The 18,735-nt window shown below is 49.1% G+C and carries 16 protein-coding genes and 1 tRNA gene; 13 read left to right on the top strand and 4 right to left on the bottom strand.

Features of this window, described 5'->3' with window-relative positions; genetic code table 11:
* Window positions 1–404: 404 nt before the first annotated feature.
* The 3 genes from argF to AY633_RS08490 are packed head-to-tail and all read right to left on the bottom strand — an operon-like array spanning window position 405 to window position 5,507.
* Window positions 405–1,355, bottom strand: a complete 951-nt coding sequence (gene argF / locus AY633_RS08500; RefSeq protein WP_068487952.1) for an ornithine carbamoyltransferase — start codon at window positions 1,353–1,355, stop codon at window positions 405–407.
* Window positions 1,352–4,447 carry a carbamoyl phosphate synthase large subunit gene (locus AY633_RS08495; protein WP_068487951.1) on the bottom strand — a complete coding sequence of 1,032 codons (3,096 nt, stop codon included), beginning with the start codon at window positions 4,445–4,447 and terminating at the stop codon, window positions 1,352–1,354. The genes argF and AY633_RS08495 overlap by 4 nt, the downstream gene beginning before the upstream one ends.
* Window positions 4,440–5,507, bottom strand: a complete 1,068-nt coding sequence (locus AY633_RS08490) for a carbamoyl phosphate synthase small subunit (RefSeq protein WP_068487950.1) — start codon at window positions 5,505–5,507, stop codon at window positions 4,440–4,442. Before AY633_RS08490 ends, AY633_RS08495 begins: the two co-directional genes overlap by 8 nt.
* A gap of 243 nt (window positions 5,508–5,750) precedes the next feature.
* On the opposite strand from AY633_RS08490, the gene AY633_RS08485 reads away from it, so the two are divergent.
* Both AY633_RS08485 and AY633_RS08480 read left to right on the top strand, forming a co-directional pair.
* On the top strand, window positions 5,751–6,167 hold the full coding sequence (locus AY633_RS08485; RefSeq protein ID WP_249929418.1) for an FtsB family cell division protein: 417 nt from the start codon (window positions 5,751–5,753) through the stop codon (window positions 6,165–6,167).
* Window positions 6,168–6,281: 114 nt separating this feature from the next.
* Window positions 6,282–6,701, top strand: a complete 420-nt coding sequence (locus tag AY633_RS08480; protein WP_058382215.1) for a S1 domain-containing RNA-binding protein — start codon at window positions 6,282–6,284, stop codon at window positions 6,699–6,701.
* Window positions 6,702–6,895: 194 nt separating this feature from the next.
* On the opposite strand, the gene AY633_RS08475 is transcribed toward AY633_RS08480, so the two are convergent.
* Window positions 6,896–6,969 (bottom strand) — tRNA-Met (locus AY633_RS08475).
* A 120-nt stretch (window positions 6,970–7,089) separates the two neighbouring features.
* Between AY633_RS08475 and tilS the strand changes: the two genes are divergently transcribed.
* The 11 genes from tilS to lysS all read left to right on the top strand — a co-directional run bounded on the left by tilS (window position 7,090) and on the right by lysS (window position 18,345).
* A complete protein-coding gene (tilS, locus tag AY633_RS08470) occupies window positions 7,090–8,481 on the top strand; it encodes a tRNA lysidine(34) synthetase TilS (RefSeq protein ID WP_068487948.1) in 1,392 nt (463 codons plus the stop codon).
* Window positions 8,482–8,503: 22 nt separating this feature from the next.
* The gene (gene hpt, locus AY633_RS08465) at window positions 8,504–9,055 is read left to right on the top strand and encodes a hypoxanthine phosphoribosyltransferase (RefSeq protein ID WP_068487947.1); all 552 of its coding nucleotides are present in this window, start codon (window positions 8,504–8,506) and stop codon (window positions 9,053–9,055) included.
* A gap of 121 nt (window positions 9,056–9,176) precedes the next feature.
* Window positions 9,177–11,189, top strand: coding sequence for an ATP-dependent zinc metalloprotease FtsH (ftsH, locus tag AY633_RS08460; RefSeq protein ID WP_068487946.1), 2,013 nt, complete (start codon window positions 9,177–9,179; stop codon window positions 11,187–11,189).
* A 105-nt stretch (window positions 11,190–11,294) separates the two neighbouring features.
* A complete protein-coding gene (locus AY633_RS08455) occupies window positions 11,295–12,062 on the top strand; it encodes a type III pantothenate kinase (RefSeq protein WP_068487945.1) in 768 nt (255 codons plus the stop codon).
* 16 nt (window positions 12,063–12,078) lie between these two features.
* Window positions 12,079–12,960: an Hsp33 family molecular chaperone HslO gene (gene hslO / locus AY633_RS08450; protein WP_068487944.1), complete on the top strand. Its 882-nt coding sequence runs from the start codon at window positions 12,079–12,081 to the stop codon at window positions 12,958–12,960.
* Window positions 12,941–13,873 (top strand): peptidyl-prolyl cis-trans isomerase, encoded by a 933-nt coding sequence (locus AY633_RS08445; protein ID WP_068487943.1) that lies wholly within the window; start codon window positions 12,941–12,943, stop codon window positions 13,871–13,873. The genes hslO and AY633_RS08445 overlap by 20 nt, the downstream gene beginning before the upstream one ends.
* 97 nt (window positions 13,874–13,970) lie before the next feature.
* Entirely contained in the window at window positions 13,971–14,912 is a 942-nt protein-coding gene (gene cysK / locus AY633_RS08440; RefSeq protein WP_068487942.1) for a cysteine synthase A, read from the top strand.
* 149 nt (window positions 14,913–15,061) lie between these two features.
* Window positions 15,062–15,856 carry a dihydropteroate synthase gene (gene folP / locus AY633_RS08435; RefSeq protein ID WP_253183205.1) on the top strand — a complete coding sequence of 265 codons (795 nt, stop codon included), beginning with the start codon at window positions 15,062–15,064 and terminating at the stop codon, window positions 15,854–15,856.
* Window positions 15,857–15,858: 2 nt separating this feature from the next.
* Entirely contained in the window at window positions 15,859–16,221 is a 363-nt protein-coding gene (gene folB, locus AY633_RS08430; protein ID WP_068459612.1) for a dihydroneopterin aldolase, read from the top strand.
* The gene (gene folK / locus AY633_RS08425; protein ID WP_068487940.1) at window positions 16,221–16,712 is read left to right on the top strand and encodes a 2-amino-4-hydroxy-6-hydroxymethyldihydropteridine diphosphokinase; all 492 of its coding nucleotides are present in this window, start codon (window positions 16,221–16,223) and stop codon (window positions 16,710–16,712) included. The genes folB and folK overlap by 1 nt, the downstream gene beginning before the upstream one ends.
* A gap of 148 nt (window positions 16,713–16,860) precedes the next feature.
* Window positions 16,861–18,345: a lysine--tRNA ligase gene (lysS, locus tag AY633_RS08420; RefSeq protein WP_068487939.1), complete on the top strand. Its 1,485-nt coding sequence runs from the start codon at window positions 16,861–16,863 to the stop codon at window positions 18,343–18,345.
* Window positions 18,346–18,735 lie beyond the last annotated feature (390 nt).

Genomic DNA, 18,735 nt, shown 5'->3' with positions numbered 1-18,735 from the left:
AATCCACCATCTGTTGCTTGAATTCACGCGAAAAAGCGCGACGTTCTTGAGACATGATAAGGACTCCTTTTCGGGGGTTGATGTGGTACTAGCTTACGCGCCCTTAATTTTTCTGTCCAACAAAGTGTAGACTATCTACGAACCAGACAAAACCGAATCCAGCTGACTCATTCAATTCAACGAAATATCTAAGCCCCTCGCGCTTAAGGGTGAAGTGAAGCCAAGAGACAGGCGTTCTTCCTGGCTCATGGCGGGAGCTCAACCCCAAGCGAGGCGGCGGATATCAAGAGCTCCAAAAAAACAAAGCTTTCTCCCCCTACACTAAGCTCTCTACCGCCAAAATCCGAAAACAAAAAAAGCGCCCCGCCAGTTGCAGGCAAGGCTCTTCATTCGTATCCATAAATTCAATCCCCCATCAAGGTCACAAGCACCGCTTTTTGGGCATGCAAGCGGTTCTCGGCTTCCTGGAAAATGACCGAATGCGACCCTTCCAAAACAGCGGTCGTCACTTCTTCCTCGCGATGCGCAGGGAGGCAATGCATAAAGATGTAATCCGCTTTCGCGTGCTGAACCAGTTCCGCATTCACCTGGAATCCTGCAAAATCATTCAAGCGCTGGATAGCTTCAGCTTCCTGGCCCATACTCGCCCAGACATCGGTATAGATGGCGTCGCTTTCCGTGACTGCCGCGACTGGATCATTCGTCACCGTCACCACAGAACCGGTATCTTTCGCGATGGCTTGTGCGAGTTCAACCATTTGCGATTGCGGCTCGTAGCCTTTTGGAGCGGCGATCGCGATGTCGAGCCCGACTTTCGCCGCACCGATCATCAAGGAATTGGCCATATTATTGCCGTCCCCGATATATGCCAGCTTGCGGCCTTTAAAACTACCGAAATGCTCCTGAAACGTCATCAAATCAGCAAGCACTTGGCATGGGTGGTAATCGTCAGTTAAGCCATTGATGACGGGAATCGAGCTGAATTCTGCCAACTCTTCCACAGCAGATTGATGGAACGTACGGATCATCAACCCGTCCAAATATCCTGATAACACACGTGCCGTATCTGCAATCGTTTCCCCGCGGCCGAGCTGAGTGTCTTGCGAGCTCAAGAACATCGCGTGGCCACCGAGCTGCAGCATACCGGCTTCGAACGACACACGCGTGCGGGTCGACGATTTCTCAAAGATCATGCCGAGCACTTTTCCTTTCAAGAGCGGCAAGTATTTATTTTCCGGTTTTTTCAACTCAATCGCCAAATTCAGCAAATCGAGGATCTCCTCGGTGCGATAGTCTTTCAATGATAGAAAATCTTCCTGGGCAATAGTGGGGGCAAGCGGCATGATCATCGTCATTGGGCAAGCACTCCTTTCAAACGTTCAGATTGGATTTTTTGGCTTGCGGCGTAAGCGGCCGCAGTCTCCGGGCGTGACCAGGCATGCAGGCGGTGGATAGCCGCTTGCGCCATGCGGCCGGCGTCAGGTGTTTCGGAAAAATCGATATAGGCGGCGGCGTCTGTCGATAACAGCCAGTCGTCAAAAGATAGCTGGTCTTCGGTAATGATCGACAGGCCTTGGGTGCGGAAATCGTCGAGTTGCGTATGCGAGTCGCTGCCGTCCGCTGCGAACAAGGTCGCCTCCGGGTTTAATGTTGCCAGTTGGACAGAAGCGCCGGTTAAGGCTTTCTCGAGCGCTTCTTCAAAGGTCTGGGCCGTGCCGATCACTTCGCCGGTCGACATCATTTCAGGCGATAGTACCGGAGACAGGCCAGGCAATTTAATATGGGAGAACACCGGGGCTTTGACGGTAAAGTCCGGCTGTCCGTTATACATCTGTTCAATGCCGAGTTCCTCGTAAGGCACGCCGAGCAATAAGGCGGTAGCGTGCTGGACGAGCGGCACATCGGTCACTTTCGAACTGATCGGCGCCGTGCGCGACGCCCGTGGATTGATTTCCATGACGAATAATTGATCTTCTTCGTAGACAAACTGGATATTGAACAGCCCGGTGTAGTCAAGCTGTCTCGCAATATGCTTCGCGGTATCCACCAGTTTTTGCTGCTGGGCATCTGACAGCGTGACGGGCGGCGTGCTCGCGATGCTATCGCCGGAATGGACGCCGGTTCCTTCAATGTGCTCAAAGATCGCCGACACCCAGACATTGTCGCCATCCGTTAAAATATCGGCTTCGGCTTCTTTGCCGGTAACGAAATGATCAACCAATACCGGAAACGCTTGTTCAGAACCGAGCCAGGCATCAAGCTCTGCCTGGTCATGAAGCACGATCATGCCGCGCCCACCGATGACATAAGAAGGGCGAAGCAAGACCGGGAAGCCGAGCTTTTCCGCTGCCGGCAGCACGTCTTCCGGCTTCTTTGCCGTCGTCCCGGGGATGGTCGGCAAGCCGATCGACTCGAGAAACGCATAGAAGCGGTCGCGGTCTTCCATTTGGTCCAGCAAATCGACCGCTGACCCGAGTACCGTGATGCCCGCTTGTTCTAAAGCATTCGCCAAATTAAGAGACGTCTGGCCGCCGAATTGGAGAATGACTTGGTGGATGCCTTCAAATTCCAGTACGTTTAAGACATCTTCCGCCGTGATCGGTTCGAAATACAGCGCATCCGCTACTTCGTAATCGGTGCTGACGGTTTCTGGATTGTTATTGATCATGACGGCTTCATAGCCAAGCTTTTGTGCAGCCATAACGCTGTGCACACAGCAATAATCGAATTCGATGCCTTGGCCGATGCGGATCGGGCCGGATCCGACGACCGCGACTTTTTTCGCATCATTGGAGCGGTCGACATCCGCCTGGTTATCCCAAGTGGAATAGAAATAATTGGTCGTTGAGCGGAACTCCGCGGCACATGTATCAATCATCCGGTATGCTGGCGCGATTTTATAGCTTCTGCGCTGGCCCCAAATTTCAGCTGCCGGCACATCCCATATATTGGCCATTTGCTGGTCGCTAAAGCCCAATTTTTTGGCCTGCAATAAGCGTTCAGCGGTTACGGTGTTCCAGCTGATCGATTTAAGGTCTTGCCACTCTGTAACAATATTCGATAAAACGTATAAGAAATAAGGCGTGATGCCGGTGATGGCATGCAGCTCCTCTGTGGTTTTCCCGCGGATGAGCAATTCGAACAGCACAAACAAGCGGCGGTCGTCCGGCTTCATCGCGAGTTCTTGCAAATCGCCCGTCGGCAATGCAGCCAGGGCTGGGAGGCGGAACCCGTCTATCGGCAGTTCAAGCGAGCGCAGCGCTTTTTGCATGGCGGCTTCCATGCGGCGTTCGATCGCCATCACTTCGCCAGTGGCTTTCATCTGCGTGCCAAGTGTGCGGTCCGCTAAAGGAAATTGGTCGAATGGCCAGCGCGGGATTTTCAAGGCGACGTAATCGAGTGCCGGCTCAAAACTTGCATAAGTGGTGCCGGTCACCGGATTTTTCAATTCATCGAGTGTATAGCCGATGGCGAGCTTGGCTGCGATTTTGGCAATCGGATAGCCGGTCGCTTTGGAAGCGAGTGCGGATGAACGGCTGACACGCGGATTGACTTCGATCAAAAAATATTCGGAGGTTTCCGGATGGAGGGCGAACTGCACATTACAGGCGCCGATGATGCCGAGCGCTTCGATAATCTGGATGCAAGACGTGCGCAGCATGTGGAAATCCGGGTCGTTCAAAGTTTGGCTCGGGGCGACGACGATCGAATCGCCGGTATGTACGCCGACAGGATCCAAGTTCTCCATATTGCAAACCGTGATGCATGTGCCTGCTGCATCGCGCATCACTTCGTATTCGATTTCCTTATAGCCGGCGATGCTCGTCTCGACGAGGCATTGCTTGATGGGGCTTGCCGACAAGCCTTGCGTAACCAGCTTGAGATAAGCGGCTTCGTCGCTTGCGATGCCGCCGCCAAAACCGCCGAGCGTATAGGCGGGGCGGACGATGACGGGATAGCCCGTGCGCTCTGCAAAAGCGAGCGCGCCGTCGAGCGAATAGATGATGTCGGAATCAGGCACCGGTTCACCGAGCTGCTTCATCAAGGAACGGAATTGGTCGCGGTCTTCGGCTTTTTTGATGGCGGCCATATCGGTGCCGAGCAATTCGACGCCGTATTGTTCCAAGATGCCGGCATCCGCCAAGGCCATCGCCAAATTCAAGCCGGTCTGGCCGCCGACAGTCGCGAGCAAACCATCCGGACGTTCTGTATCGATGATTGTTGTGGCAGCTTCGAGTGTCATCGGTTCGAAATACACTTTGTCCGAGACACTTTCATCGGTCATGATCGTCGCCGGGTTGTTATTGAGCAGCACCACTTCGATGCCTTCTTCTTTTAATGCCAAACACGCTTGGGTGCCGGAATAATCGAACTCGGCGGCTTGCCCGATGACGATGGCGCCGGATCCGATAACAAGCACTTTTTCAATGCATTCTGCTTTAGGCATGTATTTTCACCTTCTTCATATCATTTGCGGTTTTCAGGAACTGGTGGAACAAAGCGAGATGATCTGCTGGGCCGGGTGCTGCTTCCGGATGGAATTGAACCGTCGTAATCGGCAAGTGCGGGTGAATCAAGCCTTCGATGCTACCATCGTTGACGTTTTCATAAAGCACTTCAAACGGCGTATCCGCCAGGCTGTCCGCTTCGACGACATAACTATGGTTTTGGGAGCTCATGCTGACGCGGCCGGTCTTGTGGTTTTTCACAGGATGGTTAGCGCCGCGATGTCCGTATGCAAGCTTTGTAGTGGTTGCGCCGAAAGCGGCAGCCAGCACTTGATGGCCTAGGCAAATGCCGAAGGACGGATAGCGCTCTGCCCAAGCGCGGTAAACCGGCAACCTGCTGTTCAGCGCTTGCGGGTCTCCCGGGCCGTTCGAGAACAGGAGCCCATCGACTCCAAGCGCTTCAGGAAGTGCGGCCGCTGCATGATAAGGGATGATGCTGACGCGGCAGCCGAGTGCGAGCAATTCATTTAAAATGGACGCCTTGTAATGGAAGTCGATGAGTCCGATATGCAAAGGGCCTTCGCCGAACTGTTTTGCCGGGACTGCATATTGCTCTGGGAAAAAGTCGGTCTTGAGCAATTGCCAAGGCTCTTCCGGCGTATTGCCAGGGAGCAGCTGTGCAGGCATCGTGCCCATTTCCCGGACGTGCTGGATGACCGAACGTGTATCGATGCCGCTGACTAACGGAACGTCTTGCGCTTCAGCGAATTGAGCTAGCGAGATGGCTTGTTTCGGCAAGGGGCCCTCATACAGCTCTGCCACAATGATGCCGGCCGCTTGGATTCTTTCCGATTGTGCATAAAGGGACTCGATGCCATATTGCCCGATCAATGGATAGGAAAAAACGATGATTTGCCCTTTATAAGATGGATCGGTGATGACTTCCTCATAGCCGGTCATGCCGGTAAAAAAGACCAGCTCTCCTTGCACAGCTGTTTCTGTGCCGTGCCACGTTCCCATAAACGATTCCCCAGTTGTTAAGAGTAAATTTCCCGTCATGCTCCATACTCCTTTTATGAATATATATGCAATATGTTTAATTTTTATAATAAAATGATGTGTCCTGTATTATAATGTTGCATAAAAATTAAGTCAATAGTATTTTTATTAACACCTAAGAAGATTCGGTAAATTCCGGAACAATGCAGGAAAAAAGGAGAAAGGGCTTACAGAAAATCTTTTTATATGGAATGTTTTTCATGTATAATAATCACAAAATCAATTGGGAAGGGGCGTCCAGAAGTGAAGAGAGAGAAAATGCACGAAAATCAGGGAGTGACCCCGCTACAAAATGAATACACGCGGGCTGTAGAAATCGAAGACGCACGGAAAAAACGGCATCAAGTGGTTTTGTACAGGCGGCTGGCGGTGTTTGGTTTGGTTGTGCTATTGACGAGCATTTGGCTTGGGTCGACCATTTATGCACAATCCCAAACCATTGCTGGCAAAGAACAGCTGCAAGAGGAAAAATTGGCTGAGCTTGAAGAAGTGCAAAAGCAGCAAGCTAAGCTCGAAGAACAGATCCGTTTATTGAACGACGACGATTATGTTTCAAAGCTTGCACGCAAAGATTATTTCTTGTCGGATGAAGGTGAGGTCATATTCACTTTGCCGAATGATGCCGAAAAACCACAAGAAGATGGCGAGGAAAAAGAGTAGTCGGTTGACACTCTCCCTTTCATCGCTATAATTAAAGGTGGGATTAGTCCCGCAAACTGTCAATTTGGCCCGAATCCGGAGTCATCTTAAATTTTAAGGAGGAGCATTTTTTTTATGTCGATTGAAGTAGGCAGCAAGTTAGAAGGAAAAGTCACGGGTATTACAAACTTTGGAGCGTTCGTACAGCTTCCAACTGGTGCAACAGGCCTCGTGCATATTAGTGAAGTCGCCGACAACTATGTGAAAGATATTAACGATCACTTGAAAGTTGGCGAAATGGTAGAAGTGAAAGTGATGAATGTAGAAGCAGACGGGAAAATCGGTTTGTCGATCCGCAAAGCGAAGCCTCAGCCAGAAGGCGGTACTAGCCGTCCAAGCCGTCCGCGTCCGAACAATCGTTCTTTTGACCGCGCCCCTAAGGAAACCTTCGAAACGAAGATGGCAAAATTCCTGAAAGACAGCGAAGACAACCTGTCGACGCTTAAGCGTGCCACAGAATCTAAACGTGGCGGTCGTGGTGCGAAAAGAGGCTAACTTGCTAGCTGTTTTAATAGCATAGAGAAAATGCTTCAACTTAGTTGAAATACGAATATGGAACGCTTCTCCGTCTAGGAGGGCGTTTTTTTATCGGCTGAAACACGCAAAGCAGTAGAAGCACAGGCGGGCAATGTTTTTTGAGCATAAAAAAAGCACCTCCCACGGATGGAAGGTGCTACTTTTTAATATGATGGCGGCAGAGGGGATCGAACCCCCGACCTTACGGGTATGAACCGTACGCTCTAGCCAGCTGAGCTACGCCGCCTTGTTCAAACGAACAGTTTATATCATACTACTTGCATTACGGATGTGTCAATTAGCAATTTATGTTTTTACGATATTTATTTTTAAGAAATAGAAAACGGCAAGAATAGGAGGACGTGCCATGGAATTTTACGAACAAACAATGCTTGCCTATTTAAGCAAACATCAATTATTCCGCAATGGGGACCGTTTAGTGATCGGTGTATCTGGCGGCATCGATTCCATGGTTCTTTTGCATTTTCTATCGCAGCAGCGGCGCCAGCTCGGCATAAATCTTACAGCGGTACATGTCGACCATATGCTAAGGGGTGAACAATCAGCTGAAGACAGCCGCTTTGTCGAACAGCAATGCAAGCTCTGGGACATTCCTTATGAACTTTATCAAGTACCGGTCCCTGCGATTTTAGCGGAAAAAGGCGGCAACACACAAAATGTTTGCCGGGAAGAGCGGTACGGCATATTCGAATTCGTGATGAAAAAAACACAATCGGAAGTACTGATTACGGCCCATCACGCAGATGATCAATTGGAGACCCTATTGATGGACGGCATGCGTGGCAGCTTGAAGCATGGCGACTTTGGCATGCGCAATAAACGCCCCATCAACGGAGGTTCGCTCGTGCGGCCGCAGCTCGCTGTCACTAAAGCGGACATTGCACGGTATGCAGAGCTCAACAACGTGCCGCATCGCGAAGACCCGAGTAATGCGAGCGATGCCTACACGCGCAACCGGATCCGAAAGACCCTTTTGCCGGCAATGGCCTTAGAAAATCCTCGTGCAGCGGTGCACTTTGCAGAGCTTGCTGAACAAGTCAATGAAGACGCTGCCTTCTTATGGCAACTTGCACAACAAGTACTGGAAGAATTACTGGTTTCTCCAGAAGAACTGCAGATTTCTGCCGAAAGTTTCAGAAGCCATCCCTCTGCTTTACAAAAAAGGATGGTTCTACTACTATTAAACTATCTATATGATGGCAAGCGAGTGTTAATTACAAGCCATTTGGCAGAGCAAGTGCGTGAGCTTTTGCAAAGTTCCTCAGGCACCGTTTTTGTACATTTGCCGCAAAATTATAGGATGATACGCCAATACGACCGCGTGTTCTTTGAAAAATTGAAAGAACACGCGGAGTTCCAGCGAGCGGATATCGGCCAGTTTTGGTCGCCGCCTGTCGAAGGTTGCCGTTACCGGGTTGTGCCCATCGGCGAAGAGCCGGAAGTGGAAAATGCCGTTTTTTGGTATTTTCACTCCGAAGAAACGGATTTTACGCTTCGCGAAAGGGAACCGGGCGACCGCATCTTGCTTGCGGGGATGAGCCGGGCGAAAAAATTGGCGCGGCTGATGATTGACGAAAAAGTTCCGTCACAACAACGGGACCACTGGCCAATCATCGTAGCCGGGAAACATCAAGTCTTATTGGTGCCGCGTTTGCGCACGGCATCTTATCTGAGTCGGTCTAAGCGCTCGGAAGACAATCGCGTATTAATTGAACAATGCATAGATTATGCAAAATGAGGAAGAAACTAGGAGGTCCACCATGCTACAAAAAGACATTAAAGAAGTATTGATCAGTGAAGAACAACTTCAGGAAAAAGCACGTGAACTCGGTGACACATTGACGCGTGATTATGAAGGGAAATACCCGCTTGCCATCGGTGTACTAAAAGGCGCCATGCCATTCATGGGCGATCTTATGAAGCGCTTTGATGGCTACGTGGAAATGGATTTCATGGACGTTTCAAGCTACGGCAACGCAACGGTTTCTTCAGGGGAAGTCAAAATCGTCAAAGATTTGAACGCCAGTGTTGAAGGCCGTGACTTGCTAATCATCGAAGACATCATCGATAGTGGGCTGACATTGAGTTATTTGGTGGACTTGTTTAAATACCGCAAAGCGAATTCCATTAAAATCGTTACATTGCTCGACAAGCCGACTGGCCGCAAAGTGGATTTAAAAGCCGATTACATCGGATTTGAAGTGCCAGATGCTTTCGTTGTCGGGTATGGTCTCGACTACGCAGAAAAATACCGCAACCTTCCATATATCGGTATTCTTAAGCCAGCTATTTACAGCGGTGAAGAGGAATAGTCAAAGAACGTTCAAAGAGCCGACGATTTCAAGCATGCCGTAAAGGCTTTTCATTGTATGCATTTTTGTCCCTGTGTTAGTATTTAGGTTAGTTTTGGGAAACTTTGTGAGGAGGCGCGGGATGAATCGAATATTCCGATACACCATATTTTATCTACTGATATTCCTAGTGATCATCGGTATTCTAGGGACTTTCAATAATAGCAACCAACCGACGCAAAATATTAGCTACAACGAATTTCTAGAAGCATTGAACGCAGGCGAGATTGAGAATGTCACAATCCAACCTGACGCACAAGTGTATGAAGTGACCGGCGAGATGGCCGATTACGAAGAGGGCGAATCGTTTGTTACCAATGTGCCGATCGAAAATGAGGCATTGACGCAACAAATTGATGAAGTCGCAACAGCGCAAGATGTAGAAGTTGAATTCTTGAAAGCACCGCAAACAAGCGGCTGGGTTTCATTCTTCACAGGCATCATTCCATTCATCATCATCTTCATCTTGTTCTTCTTCTTGTTGAACCAATCACAGGGCGGCGGTGGCGGCCGAGTGATGAACTTCGGGAAAAGCAAGGCGAAATTGTACGATGACCAGAAACAAAAAGTCCGCTTCGACGATGTAGCTGGTGCGGATGAAGAAAAGCAAGAGCTTGTTGAAGTAGTGGACTTTTTGAAAGATCCGAAACGCTTTGGTGAGATCGGTGCCCGCATTCCGAAGGGGATCTTGCTTGTCGGGCCTCCAGGTACAGGTAAAACTTTGCTTGCCCGCGCAGTAGCTGGCGAAGCAGGCGTGCCGTTCTTCTCAATCAGTGGTTCAGACTTCGTCGAAATGTTCGTCGGCGTCGGGGCTTCACGTGTTCGTGATTTGTTCGAGAACGCGAAGAAAAATGCACCATGTATCATCTTCATCGATGAAATCGATGCAGTCGGCCGCCAGCGCGGCGCCGGCCTTGGCGGCGGGCATGATGAGCGTGAACAAACGCTCAACCAATTGCTCGTTGAAATGGATGGCTTTGGTGCGAACGAAGGCATTATCATCATTGCTGCTACCAACCGTCCGGATATCTTGGACCCGGCACTTCTACGTCCTGGCCGTTTTGACCGCCAGATCACAGTTGGCCGCCCGGATGTTAAAGGACGTGAAGAAGTGTTGAAAGTGCATGCGCGCAACAAGCCGCTTGATGACACGGTCGACATGAAGGCGATCGCTCAGCGGACGCCTGGATTCTCGGGTGCAGACCTCGAAAACTTATTGAACGAAGCAGCACTCGTCGCAGCTCGCCGCAATAAGAAGAAAATCGACATGGCCGATATCGATGAAGCGACCGACCGCGTTATTGCCGGTCCCGCTAAGAAGAATCGCGTTATTTCGAAAAAAGAACGCAATATCGTTGCATATCACGAGTCTGGCCATACCGTTATCGGTTTGATTCTAGACGATGCGGACATTGTCCATAAAGTAACGATCGTACCGCGCGGCCAAGCTGGCGGATATGCCGTTATGCTGCCACGTGAAGACCGTTACTTCATGACTAAACCGGAACTGCTCGATAAAATTGCCGGCTTGCTCGGTGGACGCGTCGCTGAGGATATCGTCTTTGGCGAAGTATCCACGGGCGCACACAATGACTTCCAGCGCGCGACAGCGATCGCCCGCAGCATGGTCACAGAGTACGGCATGAGCGACAAGATCGGCCCAATCCAATTCGGCCAGTCTCAAGGCGGCAACGTCTTCCTTGGACGCGACTTCAATTCGGATCAAAACTATTCCGATGCGATCGCATTTGAGATCGATCAAGAAATCCAACGCATCATCAAAGAGCAATATGTCCGGACAAAAGAGATCCTCACGGAAAAACGCGAGCTTCTCGAGCTACTTGCCAACACATTGCTTGAAGTGGAAACACTCGATGCTGCTCAAATCCTGCATTTGAAAGAACACGGTACATTGCCGGAACGTTCGTATGAAGCCTTGAACGGCAACTACGAAAAAGACGAAGAAAGCGAAACGGAAACAGACGAGGTAAACCCGGACGTAACGGGCGCACCGAATGATCCGTCATCAGGAGATTTGCCGGAAGAAGGCTCATCAACTGATTCGCAAGGACCGATCCGAGAAGACCGTAAATAAACAAAAGCCGGTGCCAGCCCTGAAAAGGGCTTGGCATCGGCTTTTTGCTTTTGCGGAATTATGGTATGATGTGTTGGAAATTCAGCAGATAAATGGGGAGAACTTATGATCTTAGTAATGGATACAGGCAATACCAATATCGTCCTTGGCGTATACGATAACGACACACTCCTGCACCATTGGCGGATGGAAACCGACCGCCACAAAACCGAAGATGAATACGCTATGCAGATCAAGGCGTTTTTAAATCATGTTGGGCTCGGTTTTGAATCAATTGATGGGGTCATCATGTCTTCCGTCGTGCCCCCAATCATGTTTGCGCTCGAGCGCATGGCACAAAAATATTTCCATACCAAAGCGCTAGTCGTCGGGCCTGGCGTCAAAACCGGCCTCAATATTAAATACGAAAACCCGCGTGAAGTGGGCGCAGACCGAATCGTTAATGCTGTCGCCGCGATACAAGAATACGGAGGACCTTTGATCATTGTTGATTTCGGCACCGCCAACACGTTCTGTTACATCGACGAAAACAACCAATACCAAGGCGGCGCCATTGCCCCAGGAATCCAAAGCTCGACCGAAGCGCTCTACACCCGTGCATCGAAATTGCCGCGCATCGAAATCGCGCGTCCTGATTCGGTCGTCGGCAAAAATACCATTTCTGCGATGCAGGCAGGAATTGTCTACGGATATGTCGGCCAGGCAGAAGGCATCATCACCCGTATGAAACAACAAAGCAAGCAACACCCGACCGTCATTGCAACAGGCGGCCTTGCCCCATTGATTGCCGAAGAGTCAGATATGATTGACCATGTTGACCCGTTTTTGACATTAAAAGGCTTACACTTTATTTACAAACGCAACCAAGCGTAAGGAGAGGAAGAATCACATGTCAGATTATTTAGTTCGCGGACTTGGCTTTAACGGCAATGTCCGTGCATTTGCAGTCAATACGACAGAAACGGTAGGAGAGGCACAGCGCCGTCACCAAACATGGCCCGCTGCAACCGCAGCTCTCGGCCGCTTGATGACAGGTGGCGTCATGTTTGGCGCCATGCTAAAAGGAGAAGACCGCGTCACCTTAAAAATCGAAGCTGGTGGTCCGGTCGGCCATCTATTAGTCGACAGTGACGCCAAAGGCAATGTGCGCGGCTACGTCGCCCATCCGCAAAGCCATGTTGATAGCAAAGGTGGAAAACTCGATGTTAAAGGGGTTGTCGGCACAAATGGCATGCTGTCAGTTGTCAAAGACCAAGGCATGCGCGATTATTTCACGGGACAAACACCGATTGTATCCGGCGAGATCGCAGAAGACTTGACTTATTATTTCGTCGTCTCTGAACAAGTGCCTTCATCTGTTGGGCTCGGTGTGCTTGTCGATACCGACAATTCCGTGCTCGCAGCAGGCGGTTTTATTATTCAATTGATGCCTGACATCGACGACGAAACCATTACATTGATCGAACAGCGCTTGGCGAACATCGAACCCGTTTCCTCAATGATCAAACGAGGGCTCACGCCTGAAGAGATTTTGGAAGAAGTGCTAGGAAAAGACAATGTTCAAATTCTCGAAGAAATGCCTGTGCAGTTTCAGTGTACGTGTTCTAAAGAAAAATTCGCAGAAGGCATTATGGGACTTGGAAAAGAAGAAATCCGCCAAATGATCGAAACAGACGGCGAGGCGGAAACTGAATGTCATTTCTGTCACGAAAAGTATCATTACAACAAAGCAGAATTGGAAGCGTTGCTCAATGAACTCGAATCGAACTAACACGACACCGCACAAGCAAAAACGTCACTTGAAAACCAAACCGGTGCTGCTGGTGATTGGTATTTTATTGCTGGCGAATGTGTTGTGGTTCATCGCTTGGCTTATTCCCAATGGCAGCAGTGCCACAAATGAAGAAGTCGCAGCGGTGGATGGAGAAGAAATCACGCGTGCTGAATGGTTGGCGGCCATGGAACAACAGCATGGCCGCGCCGCTCTGTTGGAATTGGTCAATGAAAAAGTCATGGCCGCTGCGGCAGATGATTACGGGATCGAAGTATCGGATAAAGAAATCGATCTGGAACTGGCGATGATGCGAACTGCGCAGGACGGGACTGAAGAGATGTTGTATGCGAGTGACAGCCAACGTCAGCGCGACAAAGTAAAAGCGCAATTGATCTTGGAGAAAGTTTTGACGAAAGACGTCCTCATCGAAGATCAGGCCATCGAAGATTTCTACGAAGACAACCGCGCAATCTATGATGTTAAAGATTCTTACCGCACGAGCATGATTGTCTTAAATTCCAAGGCTGAAGCGGAAGAAGCGATTAAAGAGCTCGACAATGGCTCGAGTTTCGAGGCACTTGCACGCGAGCGCTCGATCGATAATGCCACTGGCAACCTAGGCGGTGATATCGGCTTTGTGTCCCCAGGTCAAGCTTCGATCGATCCACAAATCGCGAAAACGGTGGAAAGCATCGAACCGGGCTCTTGGTCCGCTCCGCTCGTACTTGAAGATGGCCGGACTGCGGTTATTACGGTGAAAGAAAAAATCGAAGGCCGAACATTCGGCTTTGATGAAGTGAAAGAGCACATTAGCCGCGAGCTGGCACTTGAGCAATTGCCTCAATCCGTTTCGCCCGAAGCCTTTTGGCAAGAATTCGACGCTGAATGGTTTTATGGCGAAGGGGAATGATTTGGCGATGCGCTCAGGAAATTGACAGTTCTCGGTGCAATTGATACGATGAAGCAAATAATGTCGACAAAAATAGTGGGGATTAGGAGTGGTAAACATGGCACGAGTAGGAAATTCAATTACCGAATTGATTGGGCAAACACCGATTGTTAAATTAAACCGGCTAACAGGACCTGAAGATGCAGAAGTTTACGTCAAATTGGAATACTTCAACCCAGGATCTAGCGTCAAAGACCGTATCGCACTGGCAATGATTGAAGCAGCTGAAAAATCCGGCGACTTAAAAGAAGGCGATACCTTAATCGAACCAACAAGCGGCAACACCGGCATTGGATTGGCCATGATTGCAGCAGCAAAAGGCTATCGCAGCGTCCTTGTCATGCCTGAGACGATGAGCATGGAACGCCGCAACTTATTGCGCGCATATGGTGCAGAATTGGTCTTAACGCCAGGTCCAGATGGCATGAATGGTCCCAAGGGTGCCATCAAAACGGCCGAAAAATTGGCTGCCGAAAACGATTGGTTCATGCCACAACAGTTCAACAATCAGGCAAATCCAGAAGTACACCGGTTAACGACGGGTCCTGAAATTGTAGAAGCGATGGATCAATTGGACGGTTTCATTGCAGGCATTGGGACAGGCGGCACCATCACTGGGGCTGGCCAGGTATTGAAAGAGCATTTTCCGAACGTCCATATCGTAGCGGTTGAACCGACCGATTCGCCGGTCTTATCTGGTGGAAAACCAGGCCCTCATAAAATTCAAGGCATCGGCGCAGGTTTTGTGCCGGCGGTATTGAACACTGAAATCTACGACGAGATCATGCAAGTAAGCAATGATCAATCCTATGAATCTGCCCGTAGAACGGCCCGTGAAGAAGGCATTCTCGGAGGGGTTTCATCAGGTGCAGCTATCTACGCTGCGCTTGAACTCGCGAAAAGACTTGGCAAAGGCAAAAAAGTCTTGGCGATCTTGCCATCAAACGGTGAACGCTATTTGAGCACTCCACTTTATCAATTTGATGAAAATAACGGATAAACGGAAGAGCCTTTGAAAAAAGGGCTCTTTTTTGTGCAGAAAAAGCAGATTCACGATAAGATGAAGTCAGTTTATAGAAAAGCATTTCCTGGGAAATACATGTAGTTCTTCAATCCTTATATGGACGGTGAATCAGAATGAGCCTAGAGATGAACACGGAAACGGTAGTAATGGGCATTTTGAATGTAACGCCGGATTCATTTTCCGACGGCGGACAGTTCGATAATGTAGAAAAAGCGGTGGCGCGAGCCAAGCAAATGCTTGCGGATGGGGCAGCAATCATTGATGTGGGAGGCGAATCGACACGTCCTGGCCACACGCAAATCGCGGACGAAGAAGAGATCGCCCGAGTTGTCCCGGTGATTCGTGCGCTCCGACAACAAACAGACGCGGTTATTTCCATCGATACATATAAATCTGCAGTGGCGCATGCTGCAGTTGAGGCAGGAGCCACTATCATCAATGATATTTGGGGGGCTAAATACGATTCCGAAATCGCCCGAGTAGCGGCGAGCAAGCAAGTGCCGATTATTTTGATGCACAACCGGACTGAAGCGGTTTACGATGACTTCTGGCAAGGTGTTAAAGAAGACCTCGAGGCAAGCATTCACATTGCGCGAGATGCGGGAGTGCCTGACGAACATATCTGGCTCGACCCTGGCATTGGGTTCGCTAAGACACTAGCGCAAAACGTCGAGATGATGCAGCGGCTCGATCAACTGGTGGCGATGGGCTACCCGGTGCTTCTCGGCACATCCCGAAAATCGTTTATCGGCAAGTTGCTGGGTGTAACGGTCGATGAGCGTTTAGAAGGCTCGCTCGCTACAGTATCGTTCGGCGTCATGAAAGGATGCCAAATCGTACGAGTACACGACGTAAAAGAAACGGTGCAAACGGTCCGTATGATAGATGTCTTAACCGGAAAGAAAAGGATGGAGGGATGAACATGGATTATATTCATTTGAACGAGATGGAGTTTTATGGCTATCACGGCGTGTTTCCGGAAGAACGAAAACTTGGACAGCGTTTCCGGGCAACAGTGACACTTGCCATCGATTTAACACGCGCTGGAGAAACCGATGAGCTAGAACATACGGTCCATTACGGCGAAGCGTACGAAACATGTCGCGAAGTCATTGAAGGAACACCCAAAAAATTGGTCGAGGCAGTGGCCGAAACAGTAGCTGCTAAATTGCGACACCGATTCCCGCTGGTTCAAGGAGTGCGGGTCCAGCTAATCAAACCCGACCCGCCGATTCCTGGCCATTACCAATCAGTAGCAATCGATATCACGCGGGGGAACTTCTGATGAACAAGGCTTATCTATCTTTAGGTTCGAATCTTGGAGACCGGAAACGGCAGCTTCAAGAAGCGGTCCGTTTGCTGCGAGCGAATCCAGCAATCTCTAATGTGAAAATATCATCCATTTACGAAACAGCACCTGTGGGCTACCTGGATCAGGGGGCATTCCTGAATCTAGCGGTCCGCCTTGAAACTAATCTTTCACCTTTAGACCTCTTGGCTGTATGCCAAGAGGTTGAGCGCAACTTGCAGCGGGAGCGGCTCGTTCGCTGGGGTCCGCGAACTGTAGACCTCGATATACTGTTGTATGGTCAAGAGCAACTCGCTACAGATGAGCTGACCATTCCGCACCCGAGGATGTATGAACGTGCGTTCGTGCTCGTTCCTTTGCGTGATCTGCTGCCTTCCTTAGTGATGCCAGCAGAGCTAGAGATGCAGGAAGTAGAGTTATGGGAAGCATATAGTGACATCGAAGCTTTTCTGAATGATGCAAGTTGATTAACTGAATTCAGAAAAAGCCTACGAAGTAAAATCGAAAGCTAGCGTAAAACAATGGCAGTTTTTCTTATGTAACGGTACGGAAAATTGTGTACAATGGATAAATACACGAAAGCACGTGGTTTTAACAGAAAAAGGAGTGTAGGATATGTCAGAAGAATTGAATGACCAATTAGTGGTGCGCCGCCAGAAAATGCAAAACTTCCGCGAACATGGACTTGATCCATTTGGAAAACGTTTCGAACGCACGCATCTCTCACAAGAAATCGTTGAGCAATATGACCAATTCTCAAAAGAAGAGTTAGAAGAAAAATCCGTTGAAGTCATTATTGCCGGCCGCATCATGACAAAGCGTGGAAAAGGCAAAGCGGGATTTGCGCATCTGCAAGACTTGAAAGGACAGATCCAAATTTACGTCCGGAAAGATGCAATTGGAGAAGCTTCTTATGAATTCTTCAACACGGCAGATCTAGGCGACATTATCGGCGTCCGAGGCACCGTTTTCAAAACAAACGTCGGCGAACTTTCCGTCAAGGCGCAAGAAGTAGAATACCTAACAAAAGCCCTTCGTCCGTTGCCAGAGAAATTCCACGGTTTAAAAGATGTGGAACAACGCTATCGTCAGCGCTATTTGGACTTGATTGTTAGTGAAAACAGCAAAGAGACGTTCATCCTGCGCAGCCGCATCATTCAAGCAATGCGCCGCTACCTGGATGACCAAGGCTTCTTGGAAGTCGAAACACCGATGCTCCACTCAATTGCTGGGGGAGCCACTGCCCGTCCGTTCATTACTCACCACAATGCGTTAGACATGCAATTGTATATTCGTATTGCTATTGAACTTCATTTGAAACGCCTCATCGTAGGTGGATTAGAGAAAGTTTATGAAATCGGACGCGTTTTCCGCAACGAAGGCATATCAACCCGCCACAACCCAGAGTTCACGATGCTCGAACTTTATGAAGCATACGCAGATTATAATGACATTATGTCTTTGACAGAAAATTTGATTGCTCACACTGCAAAAGAAGTTCTGGGCACAACAACGGTCCGCTACGGAGAAGAAGACATCAACCTTGCGCCGGGCTGGAAACGTCTGCACATGGCAGATGCAGTTAAAGAATACACGGGAGTGGATTTCTGGCAGCGTATGTCGAAGGAAGAAGCACAAGCGCTCGCTGTGGAACACAACATTGAAATTAAGCCAACTATGGAAGTTGGGCATATTCTCAATGAATTCTTTGAACAGAAAGTTGAAGAGCAATTGGTTCAGCCTACATTTATTTATGGGCATCCAGTTGAAATTTCTCCACTTGCCAAGAAAAATCTAGAAGATGAGCGTTTTACAGATCGTTTTGAACTTTTCATTGTCCGCAGAGAACACGCAAATGCCTTTACGGAATTAAACGATCCTATCGATCAGCGCGAACGTTTCGAAGCGCAACTCGTTGAAAAAGAAGAAGGAAACGATGAAGCTCATGAAATGGATGACGACTTCATAGAAGCTTTGGAATATGGACTTCCGCCAACAGGAGGATTGGGTATCGGGATTGATCGCTTAGTCATGCTGTTAACTAACTCAGCATCGATACGCGATGTACTATTATTCCCTCAGATGCGCCCAAAAGAATAGTAAGTATGCAGAACCCAGACAAGTCATTTGATTTGTTTGGGTTTTTTAAAAAAACTATTGCGCTTATTTTAATAAGGTGGTAAGATATTTCTTGTCGCGTTTTTAAGTGAAAAGCGGCACAGCAATAAAGAAAAAATAAGCCTTGACTCTCGCGAGAGAGTTTGGTAATATTGAAAAGTCGCTGTCACATTGAGCGCATTAACAATTGAACCTTGAAAACTGAACAGCAAAACGTCAACAATACAGTCGCGAGCGATCGCGGCACAACTTACTGATCAGCTTCGGCAGATCAAGCGAATCGCGCGTCTTTCGAGACGGCGATACGCCAGCAGTATTGAGCAATCAACTACTCTATAATGGAGAGTTTGATCCTGGCTCAGGACGAACGCT

Source organism: Planococcus maritimus, assembly GCF_001592825.1.
GTDB lineage: Bacteria > Bacillota > Bacilli > Bacillales_A > Planococcaceae > Planococcus > Planococcus maritimus_C.
The sequence above is the reverse complement of the archived record's forward strand: the minus strand, read 5'-3'. Positions and strand labels throughout refer to the sequence as shown.

Coding starts and splice junctions, on each gene's coding strand:
- cysK (WP_068487942.1), top strand. CDS start 13,971: ATGGCACGAGTAGGAAATTCAATTACCGAATTGATTGGGCAAACACCG.
- hpt (WP_068487947.1), top strand. CDS start 8,504: ATGCTACAAAAAGACATTAAAGAAGTATTGATCAGTGAAGAACAACTT.
- AY633_RS08495 (WP_068487951.1), bottom strand. CDS start 4,447: ATGCCTAAAGCAGAATGCATTGAAAAAGTGCTTGTTATCGGATCCGGC.
- lysS (WP_068487939.1), top strand. CDS start 16,861: ATGTCAGAAGAATTGAATGACCAATTAGTGGTGCGCCGCCAGAAAATG.
- tilS (WP_068487948.1), top strand. CDS start 7,090: ATGGAATTTTACGAACAAACAATGCTTGCCTATTTAAGCAAACATCAA.
- hslO (WP_068487944.1), top strand. CDS start 12,079: ATGTCAGATTATTTAGTTCGCGGACTTGGCTTTAACGGCAATGTCCGT.
- folP (WP_253183205.1), top strand. CDS start 15,062: ATGAACACGGAAACGGTAGTAATGGGCATTTTGAATGTAACGCCGGAT.
- AY633_RS08455 (WP_068487945.1), top strand. CDS start 11,295: ATGATCTTAGTAATGGATACAGGCAATACCAATATCGTCCTTGGCGTA.
- AY633_RS08480 (WP_058382215.1), top strand. CDS start 6,282: ATGTCGATTGAAGTAGGCAGCAAGTTAGAAGGAAAAGTCACGGGTATT.
- argF (WP_068487952.1), bottom strand. CDS start 1,355: ATGACGATGATCATGCCGCTTGCCCCCACTATTGCCCAGGAAGATTTT.
- folK (WP_068487940.1), top strand. CDS start 16,221: ATGAACAAGGCTTATCTATCTTTAGGTTCGAATCTTGGAGACCGGAAA.
- ftsH (WP_068487946.1), top strand. CDS start 9,177: ATGAATCGAATATTCCGATACACCATATTTTATCTACTGATATTCCTA.
- AY633_RS08490 (WP_068487950.1), bottom strand. CDS start 5,507: ATGACGGGAAATTTACTCTTAACAACTGGGGAATCGTTTATGGGAACG.
- AY633_RS08445 (WP_068487943.1), top strand. CDS start 12,941: ATGAACTCGAATCGAACTAACACGACACCGCACAAGCAAAAACGTCAC.
- folB (WP_068459612.1), top strand. CDS start 15,859: ATGGATTATATTCATTTGAACGAGATGGAGTTTTATGGCTATCACGGC.